Source organism: Nonomuraea sp. NPDC049709 (assembly GCF_040674815.1).
Classification (GTDB): Bacteria; Actinomycetota; Actinomycetes; order Streptosporangiales; family Streptosporangiaceae; genus Nonomuraea.
This window is the reverse complement of sequence record NZ_JBFANM010000019.1, coordinates 43,691-67,051: the sequence shown is the minus strand read 5'-3', so window position 1 is coordinate 67,051 and position 23,361 is coordinate 43,691. Positions and strand designations below refer to the sequence as shown.

Annotated in this window: 16 protein-coding genes; 12 read left to right on the top strand and 4 right to left on the bottom strand. The window is 72.9% G+C overall.

The window, feature by feature from the left end; translation table 11 throughout:
- The first annotated feature begins 3 nt into the window (after window positions 1–3).
- Entirely contained in the window at window positions 4–972 is a 969-nt protein-coding gene (locus AB0J69_RS20660; protein WP_364119260.1) for a DUF3068 domain-containing protein, read from the top strand.
- Here the strand turns inward: AB0J69_RS20660 and AB0J69_RS20655 are convergent.
- Window positions 913–1,653, bottom strand: coding sequence for a methyltransferase domain-containing protein (locus tag AB0J69_RS20655; RefSeq protein WP_364119257.1), 741 nt, complete (start codon window positions 1,651–1,653; stop codon window positions 913–915). The genes AB0J69_RS20660 and AB0J69_RS20655 overlap by 60 nt on opposite strands.
- Window positions 1,654–1,687: 34 nt before the next feature.
- Between AB0J69_RS20655 and AB0J69_RS20650 the strand changes: the two genes are divergently transcribed.
- Window positions 1,688–3,517, top strand: coding sequence for a hypothetical protein (locus AB0J69_RS20650; protein WP_364119255.1), 1,830 nt, complete (start codon window positions 1,688–1,690; stop codon window positions 3,515–3,517).
- On the opposite strand, the gene AB0J69_RS20645 is transcribed toward AB0J69_RS20650, so the two are convergent.
- Window positions 3,454–4,698 (bottom strand): acyltransferase, encoded by a 1,245-nt coding sequence (locus AB0J69_RS20645; RefSeq protein WP_364119252.1) that lies wholly within the window; start codon window positions 4,696–4,698, stop codon window positions 3,454–3,456. The two genes, AB0J69_RS20650 and AB0J69_RS20645, sit on opposite strands and share 64 nt — an antisense overlap.
- A 95-nt stretch (window positions 4,699–4,793) precedes the next feature.
- Here AB0J69_RS20645 and AB0J69_RS20640 point away from each other — a divergent pair, with 95 nt between their 5' ends.
- From AB0J69_RS20640 to AB0J69_RS20620, 5 genes are all read left to right on the top strand, one after another.
- Complete coding sequence (locus AB0J69_RS20640) at window positions 4,794–5,714, top strand: DUF3068 domain-containing protein (RefSeq protein WP_364119250.1); 921 nt, start codon at window positions 4,794–4,796, stop codon at window positions 5,712–5,714.
- A complete protein-coding gene (locus AB0J69_RS20635; RefSeq protein WP_364119247.1) occupies window positions 5,711–6,598 on the top strand; it encodes a decaprenyl-phosphate phosphoribosyltransferase in 888 nt (295 codons plus the stop codon). The genes AB0J69_RS20640 and AB0J69_RS20635 overlap by 4 nt, the downstream gene beginning before the upstream one ends.
- Window positions 6,595–7,911, top strand: coding sequence for an FAD-binding oxidoreductase (locus tag AB0J69_RS20630; protein WP_364119244.1), 1,317 nt, complete (start codon window positions 6,595–6,597; stop codon window positions 7,909–7,911). The genes AB0J69_RS20635 and AB0J69_RS20630 overlap by 4 nt, the downstream gene beginning before the upstream one ends.
- Window positions 7,908–8,645 (top strand): SDR family NAD(P)-dependent oxidoreductase, encoded by a 738-nt coding sequence (locus AB0J69_RS20625; protein ID WP_364119242.1) that lies wholly within the window; start codon window positions 7,908–7,910, stop codon window positions 8,643–8,645. Before AB0J69_RS20630 ends, AB0J69_RS20625 begins: the two co-directional genes overlap by 4 nt.
- A gap of 84 nt (window positions 8,646–8,729) precedes the next feature.
- On the top strand, window positions 8,730–9,836 hold the full coding sequence (locus tag AB0J69_RS20620) for a nitronate monooxygenase family protein (protein WP_364119239.1): 1,107 nt from the start codon (window positions 8,730–8,732) through the stop codon (window positions 9,834–9,836).
- A 66-nt stretch (window positions 9,837–9,902) separates the two neighbouring features.
- Here the strand turns inward: AB0J69_RS20620 and AB0J69_RS20615 are convergent, their stop codons facing one another.
- Window positions 9,903–10,712, bottom strand: coding sequence for a crotonase/enoyl-CoA hydratase family protein (locus tag AB0J69_RS20615; protein ID WP_364119236.1), 810 nt, complete (start codon window positions 10,710–10,712; stop codon window positions 9,903–9,905).
- Between the two features lie 153 nt (window positions 10,713–10,865).
- Between AB0J69_RS20615 and AB0J69_RS20610 the strand changes: the two genes are divergently transcribed.
- Genes AB0J69_RS20610 through AB0J69_RS20590 form a run of 5 tightly spaced genes read left to right on the top strand, consistent with a single transcriptional unit; the run spans window position 10,866 to window position 17,059 of the window.
- Window positions 10,866–12,413 carry an acyl-CoA synthetase gene (locus tag AB0J69_RS20610; protein ID WP_364119233.1) on the top strand — a complete coding sequence of 516 codons (1,548 nt, stop codon included), beginning with the start codon at window positions 10,866–10,868 and terminating at the stop codon, window positions 12,411–12,413.
- A complete protein-coding gene (locus tag AB0J69_RS20605; protein WP_364119231.1) occupies window positions 12,403–13,299 on the top strand; it encodes an OB-fold domain-containing protein in 897 nt (298 codons plus the stop codon). Before AB0J69_RS20610 ends, AB0J69_RS20605 begins: the two co-directional genes overlap by 11 nt.
- Window positions 13,299–14,318 carry a thiolase domain-containing protein gene (locus tag AB0J69_RS20600; RefSeq protein WP_364119228.1) on the top strand — a complete coding sequence of 340 codons (1,020 nt, stop codon included), beginning with the start codon at window positions 13,299–13,301 and terminating at the stop codon, window positions 14,316–14,318. The genes AB0J69_RS20605 and AB0J69_RS20600 overlap by 1 nt, the downstream gene beginning before the upstream one ends.
- Window positions 14,319–14,321: 3 nt before the next feature.
- Window positions 14,322–15,470 (top strand): thiolase domain-containing protein, encoded by a 1,149-nt coding sequence (locus AB0J69_RS20595; RefSeq protein WP_364119225.1) that lies wholly within the window; start codon window positions 14,322–14,324, stop codon window positions 15,468–15,470.
- On the top strand, window positions 15,470–17,059 hold the full coding sequence (locus AB0J69_RS20590; RefSeq protein ID WP_364119222.1) for an acyl-CoA synthetase: 1,590 nt from the start codon (window positions 15,470–15,472) through the stop codon (window positions 17,057–17,059). Before AB0J69_RS20595 ends, AB0J69_RS20590 begins: the two co-directional genes overlap by 1 nt.
- Window positions 17,060–17,074: 15 nt before the next feature.
- Here AB0J69_RS20590 and AB0J69_RS20585 read toward each other — a convergent pair whose 3' ends face one another.
- The gene (locus AB0J69_RS20585) at window positions 17,075–23,269 is read right to left on the bottom strand and encodes a hypothetical protein (RefSeq protein WP_364119219.1); all 6,195 of its coding nucleotides are present in this window, start codon (window positions 23,267–23,269) and stop codon (window positions 17,075–17,077) included.
- Window positions 23,270–23,361: the final 92 nt, after the last annotated feature.

The window sequence follows — 23,361 nt, the reverse complement described above, 5'->3', positions numbered from 1 at the left end:
GTCATGAGCCGCAGGAACCTGGCGCTGCTGCTGGCCGGCGTGGGCGCCTTCCTGCTGACGCTCATCCCCCTGACCCGCCTGTACGTGTCCGCCCAGGTGCTCAAGACGCCGCTGGAGCAGCAGAGCATGACCAGGTCCGTGGCGGAGTCGGCGACCTATCTGGACCCGGCCACGATGCGACCGGCGGTGGGGGACCTGGTGCAGACCCGGTGGCTGTTCGGCGACGTGCTGGCCGGCGACGCCGACCGCGCGGTGTGGGGCGAGTCGATCTCCGTGTCCACGCGCGAGGACGAGCGGCTGGACTATCACGAGCGGCGGCTGGCCTTCGACCGGCGCACCGGTGTCATCATCAACTGCTGCGGCGAGTACCTCGACGAGAACGCCTCGATCAAGCAGTCGGGACTGGCGTTCCGCTGGCCGTTCAATGCCCAGCGCCGCGACTACACCCTGTTCGACCTGCGGCTGCGCCAGCCGGTCACGGCCGCCTTCGACGGGGTGGAGCGGGTGCGGGGGGTCGAGACCTACCGGTACGTGCAGCGCACGCCGCGCCGGCTGGTGCCGGGGGAGACGCCGCCGCTGCCGCGCGCCCTCGTCGGGCTGCCGGGCAAGGGCGACGTGGGCCTGGCCAGGCACGCCGAGATCCGGCGCACGTACTGGGTCGAGCCGGTCAGCGGCCAGCCGGTCAAGACGGTGGACGAGGTCAAGGAGACGCTGGTCACGGCCGACGGGCGGGGGCGGCTGACCGCGCTGGACGCCAGGTTCACCACCACGGAGGCCGACGTCGCCGCGGCGCTGAACACGGCCTCCGCCTACAGCCGCTGGATCCTGCTGCTGGGCACCGTGGCCCCGATCGCCGGCGGGGTGCTCGGGGCGGCCTGTGTGGTGACCGCCCTCGGGCTCATGCGGCGGCGCTCACCTGCGGCGCAGGACGAGCAGCAGGTTCCAGGTGACCAGCTCGCGGATGCCAGGTAGGTGGACGACATGGCGAGCCCAGCGCGGAAGGTAGCGGGGGATCGCGTCCAGGATCTCCGCGTCCCGGCACCGCCGGGCCCAGGCCAGCGGCTTGGCCACGCTCGCGGCGTACATGCTCTCGCCGTAGACGTTCTTGGGCTGCCTGCCGTGCCTGCGCGCGTAGCGGCGGGCGGCGTAGTGGCCGCCCAGGTAGTGCCAGGGAGAGGTCTCGTGGCCGCCCCAGGGCCCCAGCCAGACCGTGTACGACAGGTAGACGATCCCGCCGGGCCGGGTGACGCGGACCATCTCGTCCGCCATCCTGAGCGGGTCGGGCACGTGTTCCAGCACGTTCGACGAGAAGCACACGTCCACGGAGCCCGTGGCCAGCGGCAGGTCGAGCGCGCTGCCCAATATCGCGTCCCGCGGCGCCACGCCGTCGCGCAGGCGCATCTCCCCGGCGTCGCAGTCCACGCACACCGAGCGCGCCCCGGCGGCGCGCAGTGCGTCGGCGAAATAGCCGGGACCACCCCCCACGTCGGCCACCGTGGCGCCGGCCAGGTCCGTGTAGGTCGCCAGCTGGGCGACCGTGTCCCTGGCCAGGGTGCCGTAGAAGTAGTCCGGATCGCTCTGCTCGACGCGGAAAGCGCGCAGCAGCCGGACGGATCTGCTCAGATCCGCTCGGAACGGTTCGGGGGTGTCCACGGCGCGGAGCTTACTGCAGCGGAAGGAGACCGCGATGGTTGAAGACGTCAAGCGCTCCGAGCCCTTACAGATCACGTTGCCCGCCCTGCGCGGCGGGCCGATCATGGGTGTCGGCCTGCTGCTCATCCTGGTGTCGCTGGTCTTCAGGGCCGGGATCCTCAGCAAGGCGTACTTCGTCGAGGACGACTTCCTCTTCGTGGCCGGCGCCGGTGACAGCGGGCTCACCTGGGAATACCTGACTCGGGTGCACAAGGGGCACCTCATGCCCGGCGCGCTGGCCCTGGTGTGGCTGCTCACGTCGGTGGCGCCGTACAACTGGGCGCTGGTCTCCTTCGTGACCGTCGCGCTCCAGGCGGCGGCCTCGGTGGTCTTCCTCGTGCTGCTGCGGCGGCTGTTCGGCGACCGCGCCGGGGTGCTGGCCGCGCTGGCCGTCTTCGTCTTCTCGCCGCTCACCGTGCCCGCCATGAGCTGGTGGTCGGCCGCGCTCAACGCGGTCCCGCTGCAGCTCGCCCTGGTCGCCGCGCTGGCCGCGCACATCAGGTACGTACGCGAGGGCAAGGGCCGCTGGCACGCCCTGATCTGGACCGCCGTCGGCATGGCCTTCTCCACCAAGGGGGTGTTCATCCCCTTCGTGATCCTCGGGGTCACCAGCGCCTACCTCGGCAAGGGCCCCTGGCTCCGCGCGGTGCTGACCGAGCTGCGCCGGCCCGGCTGGTGGGCGCAGGGCCTGCTGCTGGCCGGTTACGCCGTGCTCTACCTGCTGCGCCGCGACACCGCCGGCTCCGACGCGCTGACCGGGCCGAAGGCGGAGGTGGTCCCCGGGCTCGTCCGCAGGCTGCTGGGCGAGACCTTCCCCACCGGCGCCGTCGGCGGCCCGCTGCGCTGGGGCGGGGTCACCACGACCGGTGGCCTGGCCGACCCGGCCCCGGCCACCGTGATCGCGTCATGGGTGGTGATCGCGCTGCTGGTCGCGGTCACGTGCGCGTACCGCAGGCGGGCCTGGCGGGCGTGGGCGATCCTGGCGGCCTACGTCGTCGTGGCCGACGCGGTGCCCACCGTGATCGCGCGGGCCACGGCCTGGGACCTCGTGGGCGCGGAGACCAGGTACGTGGCCGACGCCGCGGTGCTGTTCGCCCTCTGCCTGGCGCTGGCGTGGCTGCCGGCGCAGGGGGAGGAGGACGTCGTGCGCAGGCCCGTGCCGGGCGGGCTGTCGCTGGCCGCGGGCGCGCTGACCGCCGCCTTCGTGGCGGTGTCGCTGGTCTCCATCAACGCCTTCGGCAACACGCTCAGCGGAGACCGGGTCCGGACTTATCTGGACAACGCCCGTGACTCGCTGGCCACGGCGGCGCCGGGCGCCGACATCTACGCGCGGCCGGTGCCGCCGGAGATCGTCCTGCCCTGGAACGGGCCGCGCCGGCTCACCTCGTACGTGCTGGCGCCGCTGGCCGACGCCGAGACCCGGGAGCGCATGCGCAACCCGCGCCCCACGGCCGAGCCGTACGTCTTCGACGCCACCGGCAAGCTCGTCCTGGTGGGCCGGGTGACCCCGTTCTTCGACGCGGTCAAGGGCGCCAAGTGCTATCCGGCGGGCAAGTCGTTCCCGGTCGAGTCCTACGGTGGGCCCGGCATGGTGGTGGCCATGGCCTACACCAGCCCCCGGCCCGTACAGGTCGTGCTGGACCTGGGCGAGGTCCAGCGGGCGGCCACCCTGCCCGCGACCGGTGCCATGGGCGCGCTGTACTACGTCCCGCACGACGGGGCCGGCAAGGGGATGCGCATCACCGCGGCGGGCGGCCAGGGTCAGGCGTTCTGCCTCAGGGCGGTGGCGTTCGGGGAGCCGGGACCGGCCCCGCCGGCCCTTTGAGGCACGAACCGGATCAGCCGCCTGGCGGGCTCCTCCACGTAGCGGTGGGTGAGCCCGGCCAGCCCGACCGTCAGCGCGCTGACCGCGACCAGGTTGAGCGGCAGGTTGCCGGTCCACGGCTGCTGGCCGGTGAAGTCGTACCAGAGGTAGAGGACCACGAACTGCCACAGGAAGACGCCGTAGGAGATCTGGCCGAGATAGCTCATGAGCCGCCCGCCGAGCAGCGTGTGCACCCGCTCGCTCCCCAGAGCGGCGGGCGCGACCAGGCAGAAGGCGATGAGCGTGTAGAGGGCCTGCTCGGAGAAGGCGGTCCAGATGCTGCCCAGCCCGACCAGGCGCGGCCCGGTCAGCGGCGTGGAGGCGATCAGGTACGCCAGCCCGGCGATGAGCCACAGCGAGCCCCACGACGACGCCAGGGCGGCGCACAGCCGCCGGACGCGGCCGTCCTCCTCCCTGGCCCAGACGGTCAGGACGGCCAGCGCCATGCCCGGCACGAAGAACGTCCAGGAGCGGGGCAGCCACACGTTCATCCACGGCCGGAACTCGGGGAAGTACTCGACGATCGTGTACGCGTACGACACGGCGCCGAAGGCCGCCAGCCCGATCAGCAGCCGCCTGGCCCGGGCCCGCAGGTCCGGGCCGGCGCGCAGCGCGAACCACCGCAGCACGGCCGCCATCAGCGGGAGCGTGAGGTAGAAGCTCAGCTCGACCGCCAGGCTCCACATCTGGCCGAGCCCCTTCGGCCCGAGCCCGAACCACCACGGGTTCGTGTCGTAGGTGTGCACCAGGAACAACATCTGCGCCCACGTCCACGGGTCCGACGCGTGCGCCTCACCCCACAGCAGCAGCGCCACCGCCACCACCAGCCAGTACGCCGGGATGATGCGGAAGAAGCGCCGCCACAGGTAGCGGCGCGTGTCCGGGGTCCGCTCGCCGGTCAGCACCTCCGCCGCCCACGGGCGGTACAGCAGCAGCCCCGACAGCGTGAAGAAGATCGGCACGCCGATCTCGCCCCGCGCCAGCACGCCACCCAGGAACCCGGGCTCCAGCGCCGTCCCGGTCTCCATCGAGACGTGGAACAGCAGCACGGCGAAGGCGGCCACGGCCCTGATCCCGTCGAGGGAGGTCTGGTGGCCCGACACGACCGGCACGGCCGCCGATGTAGAACCTGTTTCGGTCACGTTTCCGCATCCCTGGTGACGTTGGTCACTCACCGCAATAACATTACCGGCGAGTAGAACTAGTTCCAGTCACAGTCACCCAGCATGGAGGGTCCATGAACCGGGTCGTCGTTGGCAGCGTCCTGATCGCCGCCGGGGCATTCCTCATTGTTCTGGCACCCCTGCTGAGATTCCAAGTGGCACCCGCGCTCAGCGCCGCCGCGGGCGACTACTACGGGATCACCAAGCTGCGGGCGGCCGGCGCACAATACTTCAGCGTCCCCGACGGCAGAGTGCTCACCGCCGACCTCGACATCATCGTCACCACTCGTGGTGACGTGAAGGAGGCCGCCGGTGACCGCGTCGTGTGGGACGAGTTCACCGCCGTGAACGACGTCACCAACAGCAAGGCGGGCATCGACTTCACCGAGCGGCGCAGCGCCTTCGACAAGCGCTCCGGCGTCGGGCTCAACTGCTGCGGCGTCAACATCGACAAGGCTCCGGTGCAGCTCCAGGGGCAGATCTACAAGTTCCCGTTCGACGCCGAGAAGAAGACCTACCTGGTCTTCAACTCCAGCACCGGCAAGGCGTACGAGGCCAGGTTCGTCGGCGAGGAGAAGGTGAACGGCCTCGACACCTACAAGTTCGAGCAGGCCGTCCCCGAGACCAAGACGCAGACGCTGAACGCCCCCGCCGCCTGGTTCGGCATGGGCACCTCGGGTGACGTGCAGCTCGACCGCTACTACTCCGGCACCGTCACGTACTGGGTCGAGCCCACCACGGGCGCGCCCGTACGCCAGGAGCAGCAGCGCAACGAGGTGCTCAAGAGCCAGGACGGCGTCGAGCGCTCCAAGGCGTTCGTGGCCACGGCCAAGATGACCGATGACACCGTGCAGAAGCTCGTGGACAGCGCCAGGGACGGCAAGAGCCAGATCACGCTGATCAGGACCACGGTGCCGATCGTGGTGGGCGTGGTCGGCCTCGTGCTGGTCGTGGTGGGCCTCCTGCTGACCCTGCGCGGGCGCAGGACCGCATGAGCCAGGGGGTGGCCGCGCGGTCCCGTCCGGCCACACCCGTGCTGGCCCTCCTCAAGGCGGCCAGGCCACGCCAGTGGCTGAAGAACCTGCTGGTCCTGGCCGCCCCCATGGCCGCCGGGGTGCTCGGCGAGCCGCGCAGCCTGCTCGCGGCGCTGCTGGTCTTCGCCGCGTTCTGCCTGGCCGCCAGCGGCTCCTACCTGATCAACGACGCCTCCGACGTGGAGGCCGACCGGCTGCACCCGCGCAAGCGGCGGCGCGCGGTCGCGTCGGGGGCGGTGTCCGTGCGGGCGGCCCGGACGACGGGTGTCGTCCTGCTGGTCCTGGCGCCCGGCGTCGCCGGGCTCACCGGGAGCTGGCAGCCGGCCGCCGTGGTGGCCGGGTACGTCGCGCTGACGCTGTCGTACACGCTGTGGCTCAAGCACCAGGAGGTCGTGGACCTCATCGCGGTCGCCGGGTGCCACGTGATCAGGGCCTACGCCGGGGCCGTGGCGGTGGACGTGCCGGTGACCGGCTGGTTCCTGATGGTCGTCTCGCTCGCCGCGCTGCAACTGGTGGCGGGCAAGCGCGAGGTGGAGCTGCGGGCGCAGGGCGTGAGCGGGACGCGGGCCACGCTGGCCGCCTACCCGCCCGGCTACCTGACCCAGGTCCGGGTCATGTGCTCGGGCGCGATGATCGTGACGTACTGCCTGTGGGCGCTCAACGCGCACGACGACCTGTTCTACGGGCTCAGCATCATCCCGTTCCTGCTGCTCGTGCTCCGGCACAACCTGCTGGTGAACCGGGGTGAGGGCGAGGAGCCGGAGGAGCTGGCCGTCCGCGACCGGCCGACTCTGGTCTTCACCGCCGGGCTGGTCGTGCTGGTGGGCCTGGGGATCTACGCATGACGACGTTCCTGACCGGCTGGGGGCGTACGGCGCCCACCCCGGCCATGCTCGCCCGCCCCCGCACCCTCGACGAGCTGCGGGAGGCGGTCGAGGACGCTCCCCGGCGCGGCCTGGTGGCGCGCGGCCTGGGCAGGTCGTACGGCGACGCCGCCCAGAACGCCGGTGGCCTCGTCCTCGACTGCACCGGCCTGGACACCTGGACCTTCGACGAGGCCACCGGCCTGGTCACCGCCTCGGGCGGCGTGAGCCTGCACGAGCTCATGACCGAGCTCGTCCCTCGCGGCTGGTTCCTCCCCGTCAGCCCCGGCACCCGGTACGTCACCGTCGGCGGCGCCGTCGCGGCCGACGTGCACGGCAAGAACCACCACCGCGACTCCTCCTTCGGCGCCCACGTCCGCTCGCTCACCCTGGTGACCGCCGGCGGGACGGCCCGCGTCCTGCGCCCCGGCCAGCCGCTCTTCCACGCCACCGTCGGCGGCATGGGACTGACCGGGGTGATCGCCGAGGCGACCTTCGCCTGCGTGCCCGTCGAGAGCGCGCGGATGCGGGTCGACGTGGAGCGCACCGGCGACCTGGACGAGACGCTGGCGGTCATGGCCGCCACCGACGACCGCTACCGCTACACGGTGGCCTGGATCGACCTGCTCGCCCGGGGGCGCCGGATGGGGCGCAGCGTGCTGACCAGGGGCGACCACGCCGGACGTACCGAGAAGAGGGAGCCCGGCTTCGCGCCCGGCCCGCTCGTGCGGGCGCCCGCGTGGGTGCCCGGCGGGCTGCTCAACGGGCTGAGCGTGCGCGCCTTCAACGAGGTCTGGTACCGCAGGGCCCCGCGCCGCCGGACCGTCGTGCAGGACCTCGCGCCGTTCTTCCACCCGCTCGACGCCGTCGAGGGCTGGAACCGCGTGTACGGCCCGCGCGGCTTCGTCCAGTACCAGTTCGTGGTGCCCTTCGGCGCGGAGGAGACGCTGCGCGGCATCGTCGGGTCGCTGTCGGCGCACGGCACCGTGTCGTTCCTGACCGTGCTCAAGAGGTTCGGGCCCGGCTCCGGCGGGCTGCTGTCGTTCCCCATGCCCGGCTGGACCCTCGCCCTGGACATCCCCGCCGGGCAGCGCGGGCTGGGCGGCCTGCTGCGCGGCTTCGACCGGCGGGTGGCCGAGGCCGGGGGGCGGGTCTACCTCGCCAAGGACTCGCGGCTGCGCGCTGACATGATGGCGGCGATGTATCCCGAGCTGGAGCGGTGGCGGCGGATCAGGGACGAGGCCGATCCCGCCGGCCTGTTCCGCTCCGATCTGGCCAGGAGGCTTCGGCTGTGAAGAACGCGCTCGGCGCCGTCGACACCGTGCTGCTGCTCGGCGGGCGCAGCGAGATCGGCATGGAGATCGTCCGGCTGCTCGTGGGGCTCGGCGCGAGCCGGGTGGTGCTGGCCGCGCGGGAGGACTTCGTCCCGCCCGCGCTCGGCGTGGAGGTCCACGTCGTGCCGTTCGACGCGCTGGACGTGCACGCGCACGGCGCGGTCCTGACCAAGGCGGTCGAGCTGGTCGGCGACCTCGACGTGGTGATCTCGGCGTTCGGGGTGCTGGGGGCCCAGGCGGACTACGACGCCGACCCCGCGGCCGCCGCGCGGGACGTCACCGTCAACTACACCGCCCACGTGTCGGTGGGGCTGCACGCCGCGAGGGTGCTGCGCGCGCAGGGACACGGCACGCTCGTGGTGCTGTCGTCAGTGGCGGGCGCGCGGGTGCGCAAGGCCAACTTCGTGTACGGCTCCGCCAAGGCCGGGCTCGACGGGTTCGCCCAGGGGCTCGGCGACTCCCTGCACGGGACCGGCGCCCGGGTGCTGATCGTCCGGCCCGGCTTCGTGATCGGGCGGATGACGAGGGGCCTCGTCCCCGCACCGTTGTCCTCGACCCCCCGGCAGGTGGCGCTGGCCACGGTGGGCGCGTTGCGCGACGGCGCCTCCTCGGTCTGGGTGCCGCGCGCGCTCGGGCCCGCCTTCGGCGCGCTGCGGCTGCTGCCCAGGGCCCTCTGGCGCAGGCTGCCGCGATAGAACTCGTTCCATTCGGCTGACCGAGCAAAGGTTCTAGAGTAGAACGCGTTGCAGTTTGGCGGCCGGGCGTCTTATGGTCAGGGCATGCGGACACGTGTCACGGACATGTTCGGAATCGAGCTCCCGATCTTCGCGTTCAGCCACTGCAGGGACGTGGTCGCCGCCGTCAGCAGGGCCGGTGGCATGGGGGTGCTCGGTGCGCTCTACTTCACGCCCGAAGAGCTCGAGATGGAGCTCAAGTGGATCGACGACCACGTGGACGGCCGGCCCTACGGGGTCGACGTGGTCATGCCGGCCTCGTACGAGGGCGCGGAGTTCGCCCCCGAGGAGCTGGTCGGCCGCCTGCAGTCGATGATCCCCGACGGCCACCGGGCCTTCGTCGAGGACCTCCTCGCCAAGCACGGGGTGCCGCCGCTGTCGGCGGACGCGGACGCCGGGCGGGTCCTGCTCGGCTGGACCGACGCCACCGCGCGCCCCCAGGTGGAGGTCGCGCTGCGCCACCCGATCGCGCTCCTGGCCAACGCGCTGGGCCCGCCGCCCGCCGACGTCGTGGACCTCGCCCACGCGCACGGCGTCAAGGTCGCCGCCCTCGCCTCGACCCCGCGCCACGCGCTCAAGCAGGTGGAGGTCGGGGTGGACGTCGTCGTCGCCCAGGGCACCGAGGCCGGCGGCCACACCGGTGAGATCTCGACCATGGTGCTGATCCCGCAGGTGGTGGACGCCGTGGACGTGCCCGTGCTGGCCGCCGGCGGGATCGGAAACGGCCGCCAGATGGCCGCCGGCATGGCGCTGGGCGCCGAGGGCGTCTGGACCGGCTCCATCTGGCTCACGGTCGAGGAGGCGGACACGCCGGAGATGGCCAAGCGCCGCATCCTGGAGGCCACCTCCCGGGACACCGTCCGCTCGCGCAGCTGGACCGGCAAGCCCGCGCGGCTGCTCAGGAACGAGTGGACGGAGGCGTGGGAGTCGGAGGAGTCGCCGGGGACGCTGCCGATGCCGATGCAGTTCATGCTGGTGTCGGACGCGCTGCGCCGCATCGGCCGCTCGGACGCCTCGGAGCTGGCGACGTTCCCCGCCGGCCAGATCATCGGGATGATGAACCAGGTCAAGTCGGCCAAGGACGTGGTGTTCGGGCTGGTGGAGGAGTACACGGAGGCCCTGGAACGCCTGGAGCGCCTCACGGGCGACTGAGACGTCCCCGTCTCGAAGGGCGCACCGGCCCCGCTCGCGCGGGGCCGGTGTGTCAGTGGTTCCCCGTCAGCGGCCCTCGTACGCCGCCGGGCGCTTCTCGCGGAAGGCGTGGGTGCCCTCCTTGGCGTCCTCCGAGCCGATCACCGGCCAGCCCAGCTCGTCCGACACCTTCAGCGCCGCCACCTCCGGCATGCCCAGCGTGTCCCGGTACGTCCGCAGGATCGCCTGCACCGCCAGCGGGCCCGAACTGGCCACGTCGTCGGCCAGTTCGCGGGCCGCCGCCAGCGCCTGGCCGTCCGGGACCACGCGGTTGACCAGGCCCATCGACAGGGCCTCCGCCGCCGTGATCGCGCGCCCGGTGAGGAGCAGGTCCATGGCGTGGCAGTACGGGATCTGCCGGGGCAGCCGTACGGCGCTGCCGCCCATGGGGAACAGCGCGCGCTTGGCCTCGAACAGGCCGAGCGTGGCCGACTCCGCCACCACCCGCAGGTCCGTGCCCACCAGCAGCTCCGTGCCGCCGGCGACCGCGTAGCCCTCCACCGCGCAGATGATCGGCTTGGTGGGCAGGTCCTCGCGCAGCAGGCCCTTCCAGTGGAAGTTGGGCATCTGGGCGGCCCTGGCCTGGACCTCCGGGTCCGTCGACGCCTGGCCCATGGCCTTGAGGTCGGCGCCGGAGCAGAACGTGCCCTCCGCGCCCGTCAGGATCGCCACCCGGACGCCGGGCTCCGCCGACGCGTACGCCCATGCCGAGGCCAGGCCGATCAGCATGTCCGAGGACAGCGCGTTGCGGGCTTCCGGGCGGTTCATGGTGACGGTCAGGACGTGGCCGTCGCGTTCGATCCGGCAGTGCGGGGTGCTGATCGGCAGGAGCTCCACGGATGCCTCCGAAGTCGCTGTATCAAGCGCTTGTTAGGCAGCGATCATACCTCGTGGATCAAGCGCTTGCTCAGGGCTTCGCTCCCGGGATACGCTCCCACCAGCAAACGAGAACAGGTTCCTGTTTTGCTCGCCCTGAGCTGAGGAGATCAGATGGGCACGCTCGGTTTCTGGAGGCTCGCGCAGGCGGATCCCGAGTGGATCGCGGCCGTGGACCCGGACGGCACGCAATACCGCGCGGGCGACCTCCTCGCCCGCTCGAACCGCCTCGTGCACGGGCTGCGCGAGCTCGGCCTCCAGCCCGGCGACGGCATCTGCGGCCTGGTCCCGAACGGCGCCGACGGCCTGGTCCTCTACCTGGCCGCCCTGCAGGCCGGCTGGTACTACACGCCGATCAACTGGCACCTGACCGGCCCCGAGATCGCCTACATCGTCTCCGACAGCGAGGCCAAGGCCTTCTTCGTGCACCCCCGCTTCCTGGCCGAGGGCACCCGCGGGGCCCAGGCCATCGCGCCCGAGCGCCGCTTCCGCATGGGCGGCACGGCGGAGGAGTTCCGGCCCCTGGCGGAGCTCCTCGACGGGCAGCCCGACACGACTCCCGCCGACCGCACCGCCGGTGCGACCATGCACTACACCTCGGGCACCACCGGCAAGCCCAAAGGCGTCCGCCGGCAGCTCAGCGGCCTGGACCCGGACGACGCCGCCGAGCTCATGACCTTCCTGCTCGGGCTGTTCGGCATCACCCCCGGCCGCCCGAACGCGCACCTCGTGACCTCGCCGAGCTACCACACGGCGGTGACCCAGTTCGGCGGCACGGCGCTGCACATGGGTCACACGCTCGTCTACATGGACAGGTGGGACGCCGAGGAGATGCTCGCGCTCTGCGAGCGCCACCGCGTCACCAACTCGCACCTCGTCCCGACCCACTTCAAGCGGCTGCTCGCCCTGCCGGAGCAGACCCGCTCCAAGTACGACCTCTCCTCCCTGAAATGGATGATCCACGCCGCCGCCCCCTGTCCGATCCCGGTCAAGTGGGCCATGCTCGAGTGGTGGGGCGACTGCGTGTACGAGTACTACGCGGCCACCGAGGGCGGCGGCACCCTCGCCACGCCCGAGGGCTGGAAGGCCCACCCCGGCACGGTCGGCTCGGCGTGGCCGATCAGCGAGCTGCTCATCGCGGACGATCAGGGCGAGCCGGTGCCCACCGGAACCCCCGGGACGATCTACATGAAGATGATGGGCGTCCCGTTCGAGTACAAGGGCGACCCCGCCAAGACCGCCGCGAACCGCCTCAAGGACTACTTCACCGTCGGCGACATCGGATACCTGGACGAGGACGGCTTCCTCTACCTGTGCGACCGCAAGGCCGACATGATCATCTCCGGCGGGACGAACATCTACCCGGCCGAGATCGAGAACGAGCTCATGATCCACCCGAAGGTGGCCGACGTGGCCGTGTTCGGCATCCCGGACGAGGAGTGGGGCGAGCAGATCAAGGCCGTCGTCGAGCCCGCGCCGGGCGCCGAACCGGGGCCCGAGCTGGCCGCCGAGCTGCTGGCCTCGCTGGAGGGGCGGCTGGCCAGGATGAAGTGGCCCAAGAGCATCGACTTCATCGCCGAGATGCCCCGCGAGCCCAACGGCAAGCTGCTCAAACGCAAGCTCCGCGCCCCGTACTGGGAGGGACACGACCGTGCCATCTGATCCGCTGGTCGCTCAGCACGTCCTGGAGTTCCCCGGCGGCTACACGCGTACGACGGGACCGGTGGTCGGCCGGTTCCTGAGCGAGTTACGCGCCCGCCGCATCGTCGGGGTACGGACGGCGGAGGGCCGGGTGCTCGTCCCGCCCCTCGAGTACGACCCCGCGACCGGCGAGCCCGTCACCGGCGAGTACGTCGAGGTCGGCCCGGCGGGCACGGTCACAACGTGGGCATGGGTGGACGAGCCGCTCGAAGGCCACCCGCTCGACCGCCCCTTCGCCTGGGCGTTGATCGAGCTCGACGGCGCGGACACGGCCCTGCTGCACGCGGTGGAGGCCGAGAACCCCAAGGCGATCGGGGCCGGCACGCGCGTCTGGCCCGTCTGGCGCGACCGGCCCACCGGCCACATCACCGACATCTCCCACTTCGCGCCCGAGGTCACGAAGATCGTGTCCAACGTACGCGCCGAATACCGCCTCCAGGCGGGCGGCGCGCTGCGCGTCTTCCTGGAGGGCGTCGAGCGCGGCGTCCTCCTCGGCGGCCGGTGCGCGAGCTGCGGCAAGGTGTACGTGCCCTACCGGGCGGCCTGCCCCGAATGCGGAAGCGCCATCCCGGAGACGCTCGAACTCCCCGACACCGGCACGATCACCACGTACGCCATCAACAACCTGCCGGATCCACGGGCTCCGCAGGTGCCGTTCGTGTCGGCGTACATCCTGCTCGACGGTGCTGACGTCCCCATGATCGCCCTGATGGGCGACGTACCCGCACACGAGGTGCGCCAGGGCATGCGCGTCAAGGCCGTCTGGGTCCCGGAGGGCGAGCGGACGGCGTCCATGACGAACATCCGCTGGTTCGCCCCCACCGGCGAGCCGGACGTGGAGCTGTGATGAGAGACGTAGCGATCGTCGCATTCGCCCAGACGCGGCACACCGGCCAGGACACCGGCCTGACCGAGCCCGAGCTGATCCTGCCCGTGATCAACGAGGTCAAGGAGCGTACCGGGCTCAAGCGGTTCGGCTTCACCTGCTCCGGGAGCTGCGACTACCTGGCCGGGGCCCCGTTCTCGTTCGTGTCGGCGCTCGACGCGCTGGCCGCCTGGCCGCCGATCTCCGAGAGCCACGTCGAGATGGACGGAGCCTGGGCGCTGTACGAGGCGTGGGTGCGCCTCCAGCACGGCGACATCGACTCGGCCCTGGTCTACGGCTTCGGCAAGTCGTCGCTCGGCGACCTGCGCACGATCATGACGCTCCAGCTCGACCCGTACTACCTGGCCCCGCTCGGCCTCGACCAGCTCTCCTACGCCGCCCTCCAGGCCAACGCGGTCGGCGCGGACCGGCGGGAGCTCGACGAGATCGTCCGGCGCAGCCGCGCGGACGGCAGGAGTAACCCGTACGCGCTCGATCTGCCCGAGCCGGACGGTGAGGACTTCGCCGTACAACCGCTCAGGAAGACGGACGTGCCGCCCATCACGGACGGCGCGGCGGCGATCGTGCTCGCGACCGGCGACCTGGCCGCCCGGCTGTGCCCGAATCCCGCCTACATCAGGGGAATCGCGCACCGCATCGAGCCGCACTACCTGGGCCTGCGCGACCTGGCCCGGTCGGTCTCCGCGGCCGACGCCGCGCGGGCCGCCGGGGTCGGCAAGGCGCCCGTCGAGGTGGCGGAGCTGCACGCGCAGTTCCCGCACGAGGAGATCGTCCTGCGGGAGGCGCTCGAACTGGGCGGCGACACCGTGATCAACCCGTCGGGCGGCCCGCTGGCCGCCAACCCCGTCATGGCCACGGGCCTGATCCGCATCGGCGAGGCCGCGCGGCGCATCCACGACGGCGACGCGAGCCGCACGGTCGCGCACGCCGCCAGCGGCCCCTGCCTGCAGCAGAACCTCGTCACCGTCCTGGAGGCATGAACAATGGGCAACCGGTGCGCGGTCATCGGCGTCGGGCAGACGCACTACACGACCAAGCGGCGCGACGTCTCGATCGCCGGGCTGGTGCGCGAGGCGGCGCTGCGGGCGCTGGCGGACGCCGGGCTGACGTTCAAGGACATCGACGCCGTGGTCATCGGCAAGGCGCCGGACCTGTTCGAGGGCGTGATGATGCCGGAGGCGTACCTGGCGGACGCGCTCGGCGCGGCGGGCAAGCCCATGATGCGCGTGCACACGGCGGGCAGCGTGGGCGGCTCCACCGCCCTGGTCGGAGCCTCGCTGATCCAGGGAGGGGTGCACGAGCGGGTGCTCGTGGTCGCGTTCGAGAAGCAGTCGGAGTCCAACGCCACCTGGGCGCTGTCCACGCACCTGCCGTTCAACGCGTCGCTGGTGGTGGGCGCGGGCGGCTACTTCGCCCCGCACATCCGCGAGTACATGCGCAGGTCCGGCGCCCCCGGCCACATCGGCACGCTGGTGGCGGTCAAGGACCGGCTGAACGCGCTGAAGAACCCGTACGCGCACCTCAAGATCCCCGGCATCGACCAGAAGATGGTCGAGTCCACGCCCATGCTCTGGGAGCCGATCCGCTACCTGGAGACCTGCCCGTCCAGCGACGGCGCCTGCGCGCTGGTGCTGTCGTCGGAGTCGGCGGTCACCGGCACCCCGGCCTGGGTGCACGGGACGGCCATGCGCTCGGAGCCGATCTTCCGTGCCGCCCGCGACACGGTCAGCCCGCAGGCCGGCAAGGACTGCGCCGCCGACGTCTACCAGCAGGCCGGCATCACCGACCCGCGGCGGCAGATCGACGTGGCCGAGGTGTACGTCCCGTTCTCCTGGTACGAGCCGATGTGGCTGGAGAACCTGGGGTTCGCGGCGGAAGGGGAGGGATGGAAGCTCACCGAGTCGGGCGCCACGGCACTCGACGGTGACACCCCCTGGAACGCCTCGGGCGGGGTGCTGTCGAGCAATCCGATCGGGGCGTCGGGGCTGATCAGGTTCGCCGAGGCCGCGCTGCAGGTGCGCGGGATGGCCGGCGAGCACCAGGTGGACGGCGCCCGTACGGCGCTCGGCCACGCCTATGGCGGGGGAGCCCAGTTCTTCGCGATGTGGATCCTCGGACGGGAGAGACCCTGATGGAGTTCAACCACGCTGACCTGTACGAAGGGCTCGCGGACACGATCGGGGACAGGACGGCCGTCGTCTGCGGCCAGGAAAGGCGCACCTACGCCGAGCTGGAGGCCGAGTCGAACCGGCTCGCCCACTACCTCATGGACCTCGGCGTCCAGCCGGGCCAGCACGTCGGCCTGCACCTCTACAACGGCATCGAGTACGTCGCCGGCCTGCTGGCCGCCCTCAAGATCAGGGCCGTGCCGATCAACGTCAACTACCGGTACGTCGAGGCCGAGCTGCTCTACCTCTACCGGGACGCCGACCTCCGGGCACTGCTCTACGACGTGGAGTTCGAGCCCAGGGTGGCCGCCGTGGCCGGGGACGCGCCGCTGCTGGAGCACCTGATCGCGGTGGGCGGGCAACCGTCGCTCGGCTCGGCGGTGCCGTACGCGACGGCCCTGGAACACGGCAAGCCGGAGCGGGGCTTCCCGCCGCGCTCGGGCCAGGACGTGTACATCATCTACACCGGCGGCACCACCGGCATGCCCAAGGGCGCGATGTGGCACGTCGAGGACCTGTTCATGGGCTTCGGCGGCGGCAACCCGTACGGCGAGCCGCGCGCCACCCCGCAGGAGGTCATCGACGAGGCGATCAAGGCCACCCCCATGGTCATGATGGCCGCGCCGCCGCTCATGCACGGGGCCGCGCAGATGGCCACGTTCATCTGCTGGTGCATGGGCTCGACCATCGTGTACGTGCGCAAGTTCGAGGCCGCGGAGGTCTGGCGGGCGATCGAGCGGGAGCGCGTCGCCACCCTGAACATCACCGGCGACGCCATGGCCAGACCCCTGGCCGAGGCGCTGGAGAAGGGCTCGTACGACGTCTCCTCGCTGTTCGTGATCAGCTCGACCGGGGCCATCCTGTCCGGCGCGGTCCGCGACCGCCTCCAGGAGCTGCTCCCGAACGTCATGATCCTGGACAGTTTCGGCTCCACCGAGTCCGGCTACACGGCCTCCGGCGTGGCCGGCTCCTCGCCCGAGACGGGACTGCGCTACCAGCCGAACTCCGTGGTCAAGCTGGCCGTGCTCGACGAGCGGAACCGCCCGGTCGAACCCGGCTCCGGGCAGATGGGGACGGTGGCGCGGTCGGGGCGGGTGGCGTTCGGCTACTACAACGACCCGGACAAGACGGTTCGCACGTTCGTCACCGACGAGGTGGGCACCCGGTGGCTGCTGACCGGTGACCTGGCCACGGTGGACACCGATGGCACCGTGAACGTGTTCGGCCGGGGCTCGCAGTGCATCAACACCGGCGGGGAGAAGGTGTTCCCCGAGGAGGTCGAGGCGGTGCTCAAGGGGCATCCCGCGGTGTTCGACGCGGTGGTGACCGGGGTGCCGGACGAGCGGTGGGGCAACCGGGTGGCCGCCGTGATCGAGCCGCGGCCCGGCATCGAGGTCACGGCCGACGAGCTGGACGGGCACTGCCGGCGGCTCCTGTCCGGGTACAAGGTGCCTCGTACGTACGCGTTCGTGACGGAGATGGTGCGCTCGCCGGCCGGCAAGGCCGACTACCGGTGGGCCCGCGAGACGGTCGAGAACACCACCACGGACTGAGGCAGCCGATCTTGGTCAGGTCGGGCGGCGCTGGGAGCTCAGCCGGCGCAGCTCGGCCTCGACCGCCCGCACCTCCTCACCCCTGCCCCCGGCCGTCTCCAGCAGCTTCAGCCGCCCGATCAGCACGTCCCGGAGCAGCCCCTGCCCGCCCTCGGCCGCGGGCAGCTCGCGCAGCAGGTCCGCGGCGACCCGCAGGGCGGCCTCCGCGGCGTCGTCCCGGCCCAGCTCCCACTGGCAGAAGCCCAGCCGGGCGTGCGCCACGGCCCTGGCCAGCGCGTCCCGCGTCACCTGGGTGCTCCGGTGGAAGACGAGCCCGGCCTCCAGCGCCCGCCCCGCCTCCATCAGCGCGTCCCCCAGCATGAGCATCGCCTGGGACAGCAGCCCCGACTGCAGCGGATTGTCCGGCGAGAACCGCTCCAGCGCCGCCACCGCCTCCCGCAGCGGCTGGATCGCCTCGGCCGCCAGCTCCCGCATCCTGAGCGCGGAGGCCAGGGTGAGGCAGGCGCCGGCGCGGCTGGTGTGCAGGACGTGCGCGTTCATGCCCGCGGTCAGCAACTCGTCGTAGATCGCGATGGCCTCGCGCGCCCTGGCCTCGGCCTCCGCGCCGCCGTCCAGCCGCAGCAGGGGGAGCAGCTCCGAGCTCTGCGCCAGGGAGTCGGCCAGGATCGCCCGGTAGGTCAGATCGTCCGGTGCCCGCCGGGCCAGCGGGATCAGGCCCTCCACGAGCGCGTTGGCCTCGTCGAGCTCGCCGAGCATCATGTGACACCTGGCCAGCCGCTGGGTGGCCAGGGCGTGCTTCACGGTGCCCGGTTCGTGGCCGGTCGTGGCGATCCGTGCGTACTCGGCGGCCTCCTGCGGGCGCCCGTCGGCCAGGAGATCGTCGGCGATCAGCGCGGCGGTCTCGGCGGCGGCAAGAGGCTCCGCCAGCCCGCCGAACAGCCGCAGGGCCTCCACCAGGTGCGCCATCGCCTCCTGCCCCCGGCCGAACGCCCGCAGCACCCGCCCCCGCACCTGAACCGCCCGCGCCCGCACCCGCGGCAGCTCCCGCCCCGCCTCCTCGGCCCGGTCCAGCTCGGCCAGCGACCAGGCGATCGCCTCCAGTGCGGCCTGCGAGCGGTCCAGCGCGGCCAGGGTGGAGCCGAGCTGGGCGTAGGTGACGGCGGCGACGGCCGGGTCGTCCAGCTCGTCACAGAGATCGGCGGCCCGCTCGCAGTGGGCCAGCGCCTCGACGGGGCGGCCCTGGGCGAGCAGCTCGGCGGCGTACCGGTTCAGTGCCTCGGCCAGCGTACGGTCCTCGCGCTCGCCGAGCAGCACGATGGCCTGCTCGACGACGGCGAGCCCCCCGCCCGGCCCGCCCTCGGCATCCCGGGAACCCAGCGCGGACAGCCGGGCCAGGGCGGATCCGAGGTGCTCCCGATAGACCCCGGAGACGGCGGCGAGCCCCCGGTAGACGCGCACGGCCAGCTCCGCACCCGCCACGGCGCTCGCGGTGTCACCCGCCTCCGCCGCCGCGGCGCTGAACGCGGCCAGATACCGGCCGTACCGGTCGTGCGTCTCCGGCGCGCCCGTCTGCGGCACCTCCCGCTCCAGCTCCTTCGTGAACGCCGTGAGCGGCCCCACCAGCTCGGCCGCCGCTCCCTCCACCGCGCCGGCGAGCTCCTCGACGAGGGCATCGAGCACATCCGTCCCGGGAAGCGGCCGCAGCTCCAGGATCTGCGCGTACAGACCGGTTCCGGCGGCCGGGCCCTCCTCCTCCACCCGCAACCTGGCCAGCCGGACCAGCGCCAGCAGATGCACGCCGACCAGATCGTGGGGGACAGGCTGCCCGAGCCGCGCCATCGCCGAGGTGCCCGCGGCCAGCCGCGTCCGGGCCGCCTCGCTCTCGTGCAGCTCGGCCAGGCACAGCCCACCGAGCTCCAGGCAGGTGGCGGTGACCAGCCGGTCCCCGTCGCCGGGCGGCGAAGGGGTGAAGTCGAGCGCGCGGGTGACGGACTGCAGCGCGCCTTCGGGGTCCTGCCGGGTGAACCGGATGCCGCCCTGCAGGCGCAGCGCCCCGGCCAGGGCGACGGGACGTTCGAGGCCCTCCGCCACGAGCTTCGCGTACAGCTCGACCAGCCGGTCGGCCGCCGCCTCCGCGTCGGACGGGCAGGCGGCGCGGGACAGGGCGACCGTCTCGAGGATCATCAGCTCGGCCAGCTCGGTACGGAACTCGGCGCTCGTCTGGGCGTGCGGCTCGTAGGACTCGATGGCGGTGAGCAGGTGAGGAATGGCCTCCTTGTGGCGCCCCAGCACCACCAGCGACCGGCCGAGGGCAGCGGCGACCATGCCGACGGCGATCGCGTGCGGCCCGTCGGGCGCGGCGTGCCGCTCGAGCAGCTCGGCCGCCCGCATCGCCAGCGCGAACCCTTCCCCGGCCCGCCCGGTATCCGCCCAGGCCCGGGCGAGCACGGCCTGCGCCGACAGGTACGCGTGAATCTGCTCGATCCCCGGCGTACCGGCTCCCTCGACGGCCTCCCGGCACTCCGCCAGCCGCCGCTCAGCCCGCCCGACGGCCCCCTCGTGCCCGCCCGCCGCTTCCGACCGCCTCATGACCAGATCCAGCAGCCACGGCTGCCCGTCGGCGGCCTCCTCCCCGGCGGCCGGGCCGGCTTCCAGCCTCCTGCGCAACCTGGCCCGCACCTCGGACCGATGGGCCTCCTCGGCACCCAGCACGTCGTACAGCTCGGCGGCGATCTCCAGCTGCGCCCGGCCGTCGGCGGTCCGGCCCAGCTCGTCCAGGCAGAGGCCGAGCAGCCGCCTGCCCGCGGCCTGTGCCGCCGTGTGCCGCTCGGCCGCCACGGTCATGGCCTCCTGCAGCGGCCCGAGCGCCTCTTCCGGCCGGTCGTCGATCAGCAGCAGCTCTCCGAGATCGAGCAGCTGCCCGGCCAGGGCGGGGCGGTGCTCGTCGGGTTCGAGCGTGACGAGGGCCCGCAGGCTCCGTACCGCCTCGGCGGCGGACCGTACGGCGGCGTCCAGGTCTTCCAGGCCGGCGTGCAGCCTGGAGAGCACGGCCGCGGCGGAGGCCAGCATGGCCCGCAGGCCGGGCTCCTCCCGCGCCAGCGCCCGCAGCCGGGAGACGGCCTCGGCGGCCGGGACGAGGGCTTCGGCCGGCCTGCCGTGCGTCTCCAGCCAGCCGGCGAGCAGGTGCAGGCGGTGGGCGAGGTCCCTGTCGGTCGGGGCGACGCCCTTGACGGCGGACGTGGCGGCGACGGCCAGGCAGGCGGCCAGCTCGGGCAACGCCGCGCCGGCCGCGATCCCCTCGAACGGCGTCAGCGGCTCCGGCACCTGTACGGCGAGCGGCTCCGGCACCTCGCCGAAGACCGCCGTCACACCTCGCTCGGACGCCTGAACGGAACCCGCTGCGGCGGCACGGCCCGGCGGCGGCCGCCACGGCTCGAACACCGAGCCCGCCCCACCGGCGAACGCCTGCGCGCCGGTCTCGCCCACGGGCGACCACGCGCCGGACCCGCTGGAAGGCGCCTGCGGGCGGGCCTTGCCGAGGGACGCCTTCGGCGGCTGCCCGACGGGCATGAGCCGGTTGGCCGGTGGATCGGCCCCGGAACCCGGCGGCGGCAGGCGGTCGCCGGACGTGTCCGGGCGCGGCAGCGGGACCGTGGCCGCCTCAGCGTCCGGGTGCCGGTCAGCGGCCGTCTCGGGCCGTACGGACAGGACACCCGTCACGTTCGCCGCGAAACCGGCGTCACCCCCGGCCGCCGAGAACGCCGCCACGGCCTCCTCCAGCCGTCCCGTCCCCAGGAGCGCGCAGGCGACGTTGTAATGCGCCCGCGCGGACTGCTCCGAATACCGGAGATCGTCCTCGGCCAGGATGCGGAACCGGGCCGCCGCCTCCTGCGCGGGCTTGAGCGCGCCCCCCGCCTCACCGCCCAGCAGCAGGCATGCCCCCAGGCCGAACAGCGCCTCCGCCCGCCCGGCCGCCTCCTCGTACGGAGGAGCGCCGGCGTACGCCTCCACGGCCTCCGCCGCCGCGACCACCGCCTCGCCCACCCTGCCCACGGCGGCCAGGCCGTCCGACAACCGTGCCAGCGCCCCTGCCAGCGCGACCCGCGTACCACCCTGAGCCCGCCGATGCCGGACAGCCAGCTCGGCGAGCGTCACGGCAAGTGCCCGCGACCCCAGCCCGGCCTCCTCCACCCGCACCGCCGGCAGAGCGGCCACGGCCTCGGCGAGCTGCCGGTCGGTGGCGAACAGGCCCAGAGCGGCGTCGAGCACGTCGCCGAGCCGGCTCGCGGGGTTGGTCACGGCCTCCGCGACCAGCGTTCCGATCCGGCTGATGACCAGCGACCACAGCGCCGCCCTGACCCGTTCCCGGCCCGCCGACAGCCGGAGGACGTCGAGCATGCGCACGAGATGCCCGACCGTGCGGCCCTCCTGGTCGTGGACGGCGAGTACGAGCGCGTCCAGGCTCTCCGTCCCGGCCAGGAACTCCTCGACCAGGAGGTCCGGCCCCAGCGGGCTCAGCCGTCCGTCATCGGGGGTGCCTGGTGCGCCCGCAGGGTCACGCCGGCCCGGGAAGACGCGGCCCAGCCAGTCGGCCGCGTTCCGGAGGTGAGGTGTGCTGCGGAGGCCGGGGACGGCCGTCAACAGGCCGGGGAGTTCGGCCGGGGAGGGGGCGGTGAGCGTGAGGACCGCCACGGCCTGCCGAGCGGTCACGTCGTCGAGCCGTTCCCCCGTGTCCGGCCAGACGCGGGCCCACTGATCGCGTTCGCGCGCCAGGAACCGGCCGAGCAGGCCGTCGCCCCTTTCCACCCGCCCGCTCGCGTCGCCGTCCGCGTCGCACAGCCGCAGCAGGGCGGCGAGGTGGACGCGGAGCGGGAGGCCGTACTCCGGGTCGTCGAGCCGGGGCGGGGAGGGGAGGGCGGCGCGGCTCGGCGCGAACGCCTTCATGGCCGCCGACGCGTGCTCGGTCCGCTCGGTGAGCGTGAGCGGGTGGGCGTTGAGGTGCACCGTCGTGCTGTTGAGCCGTCTGAGCCGGCCGCCCGCCGCCGTGTCCAGCCGCCGCCACCAGTCCGGCTCGCCGGGCTCTCTGGCCGCCAGCAGGAGGCGTACGCGGGGGTTGTGCCCGTGCTCGGCCAGCCTGCGGATGAGCTCGCCGACGAGGGGGACGGACGGCTCGGGACGGTCGATGACGATCAGGGTGGGTCGCAGCGCGTCGAGCGACACGGCGCTCAGCGGGCCGGCCGGCAGGCCGGGTAAGGCGTCGAGGGGGAGGAAGCCCGTGTCCCAGCCCGCCTCCGCCAGCTCCACGCACAGCTCGCCGGCCAGCCGCGTCTTCCCCGTCCCGCCGCGTCCCGTGAGGACCGCGATCGACAGCGGGGCCGGGTCGGCGGCCCACACGCGCAGCTCCGCCAGCTCCTCGGTCCGGCCCAGGAACGGCACCACCGCGTGGCGTGCCATCAGCAGCGTCCAGTCCGGGCAGTCCTGGGGCAGGCGCACGCGGGCCGGTTGCAGGAGGGTGGGCAGGGGCGCCGAGAGGTCGCCTTCCGCGACGGTTTCGGGCGGGCCGGGGGCGACCGCCGCCAGCTCGCGGAAGCGTTCGTCGGCCAGCAGGGCGGTCACGGGGATGGCGTCGAGGTGGCGTTGGGCGTGCCCGGAGGGGCTGGTGGCGATCACGCCGATGAGCTGGCCGGCGGGTTCGGCGAGCAGGGCGGCGCCCGACATGCCGTGCCAGAGCGAGTCCGGCATCGACTCGAGTTCGGGGCTCAGCACGCTGACCGTCAGGGTCTTCGACACCGCGCCCGTGGGTGCGTCCACCAGGCCGGCCAGTGTCTCTGGGCTCCGCGCCCCTTCTCGCTGCCCCGTCTGCGGGAAGCCCCAGGCCAGCCAGCGCAGGCGGCGGCCTCCGCCGGTCGCCGGCCGGGCGAATCGGGTGCGCTCGATGCCCGGCAGGTCCGCCCATACCGGCTCGGTCACCCGGAGCAGCACCGCGTTCGCGCCGCCGCGCCCCCGCCACACCGGCTCGGCCGCCACCCATCGATCCGGCCCCGGCCCGCGTACGTGGCAGGGCGCGCCAGGGCGTGCCACGTGCCCGGAGGTCAGCACCAGATCGGCACCGACCACATATCCGGAACCGGTCAGGCCGACCAGGTCGGCGTGACCGGAAAAGACCTCGACGACCCGTTCGAGCCCGAGGCGGTGCGGTGGCGTGTCCATGAGGTCCGCCTCTTAGCTACGTCCCGACGTGCCGTCCCCCTGATCAGCGTCTGATCTCATCTCACTATCGCACTATGGCCCGGAAATTTCCT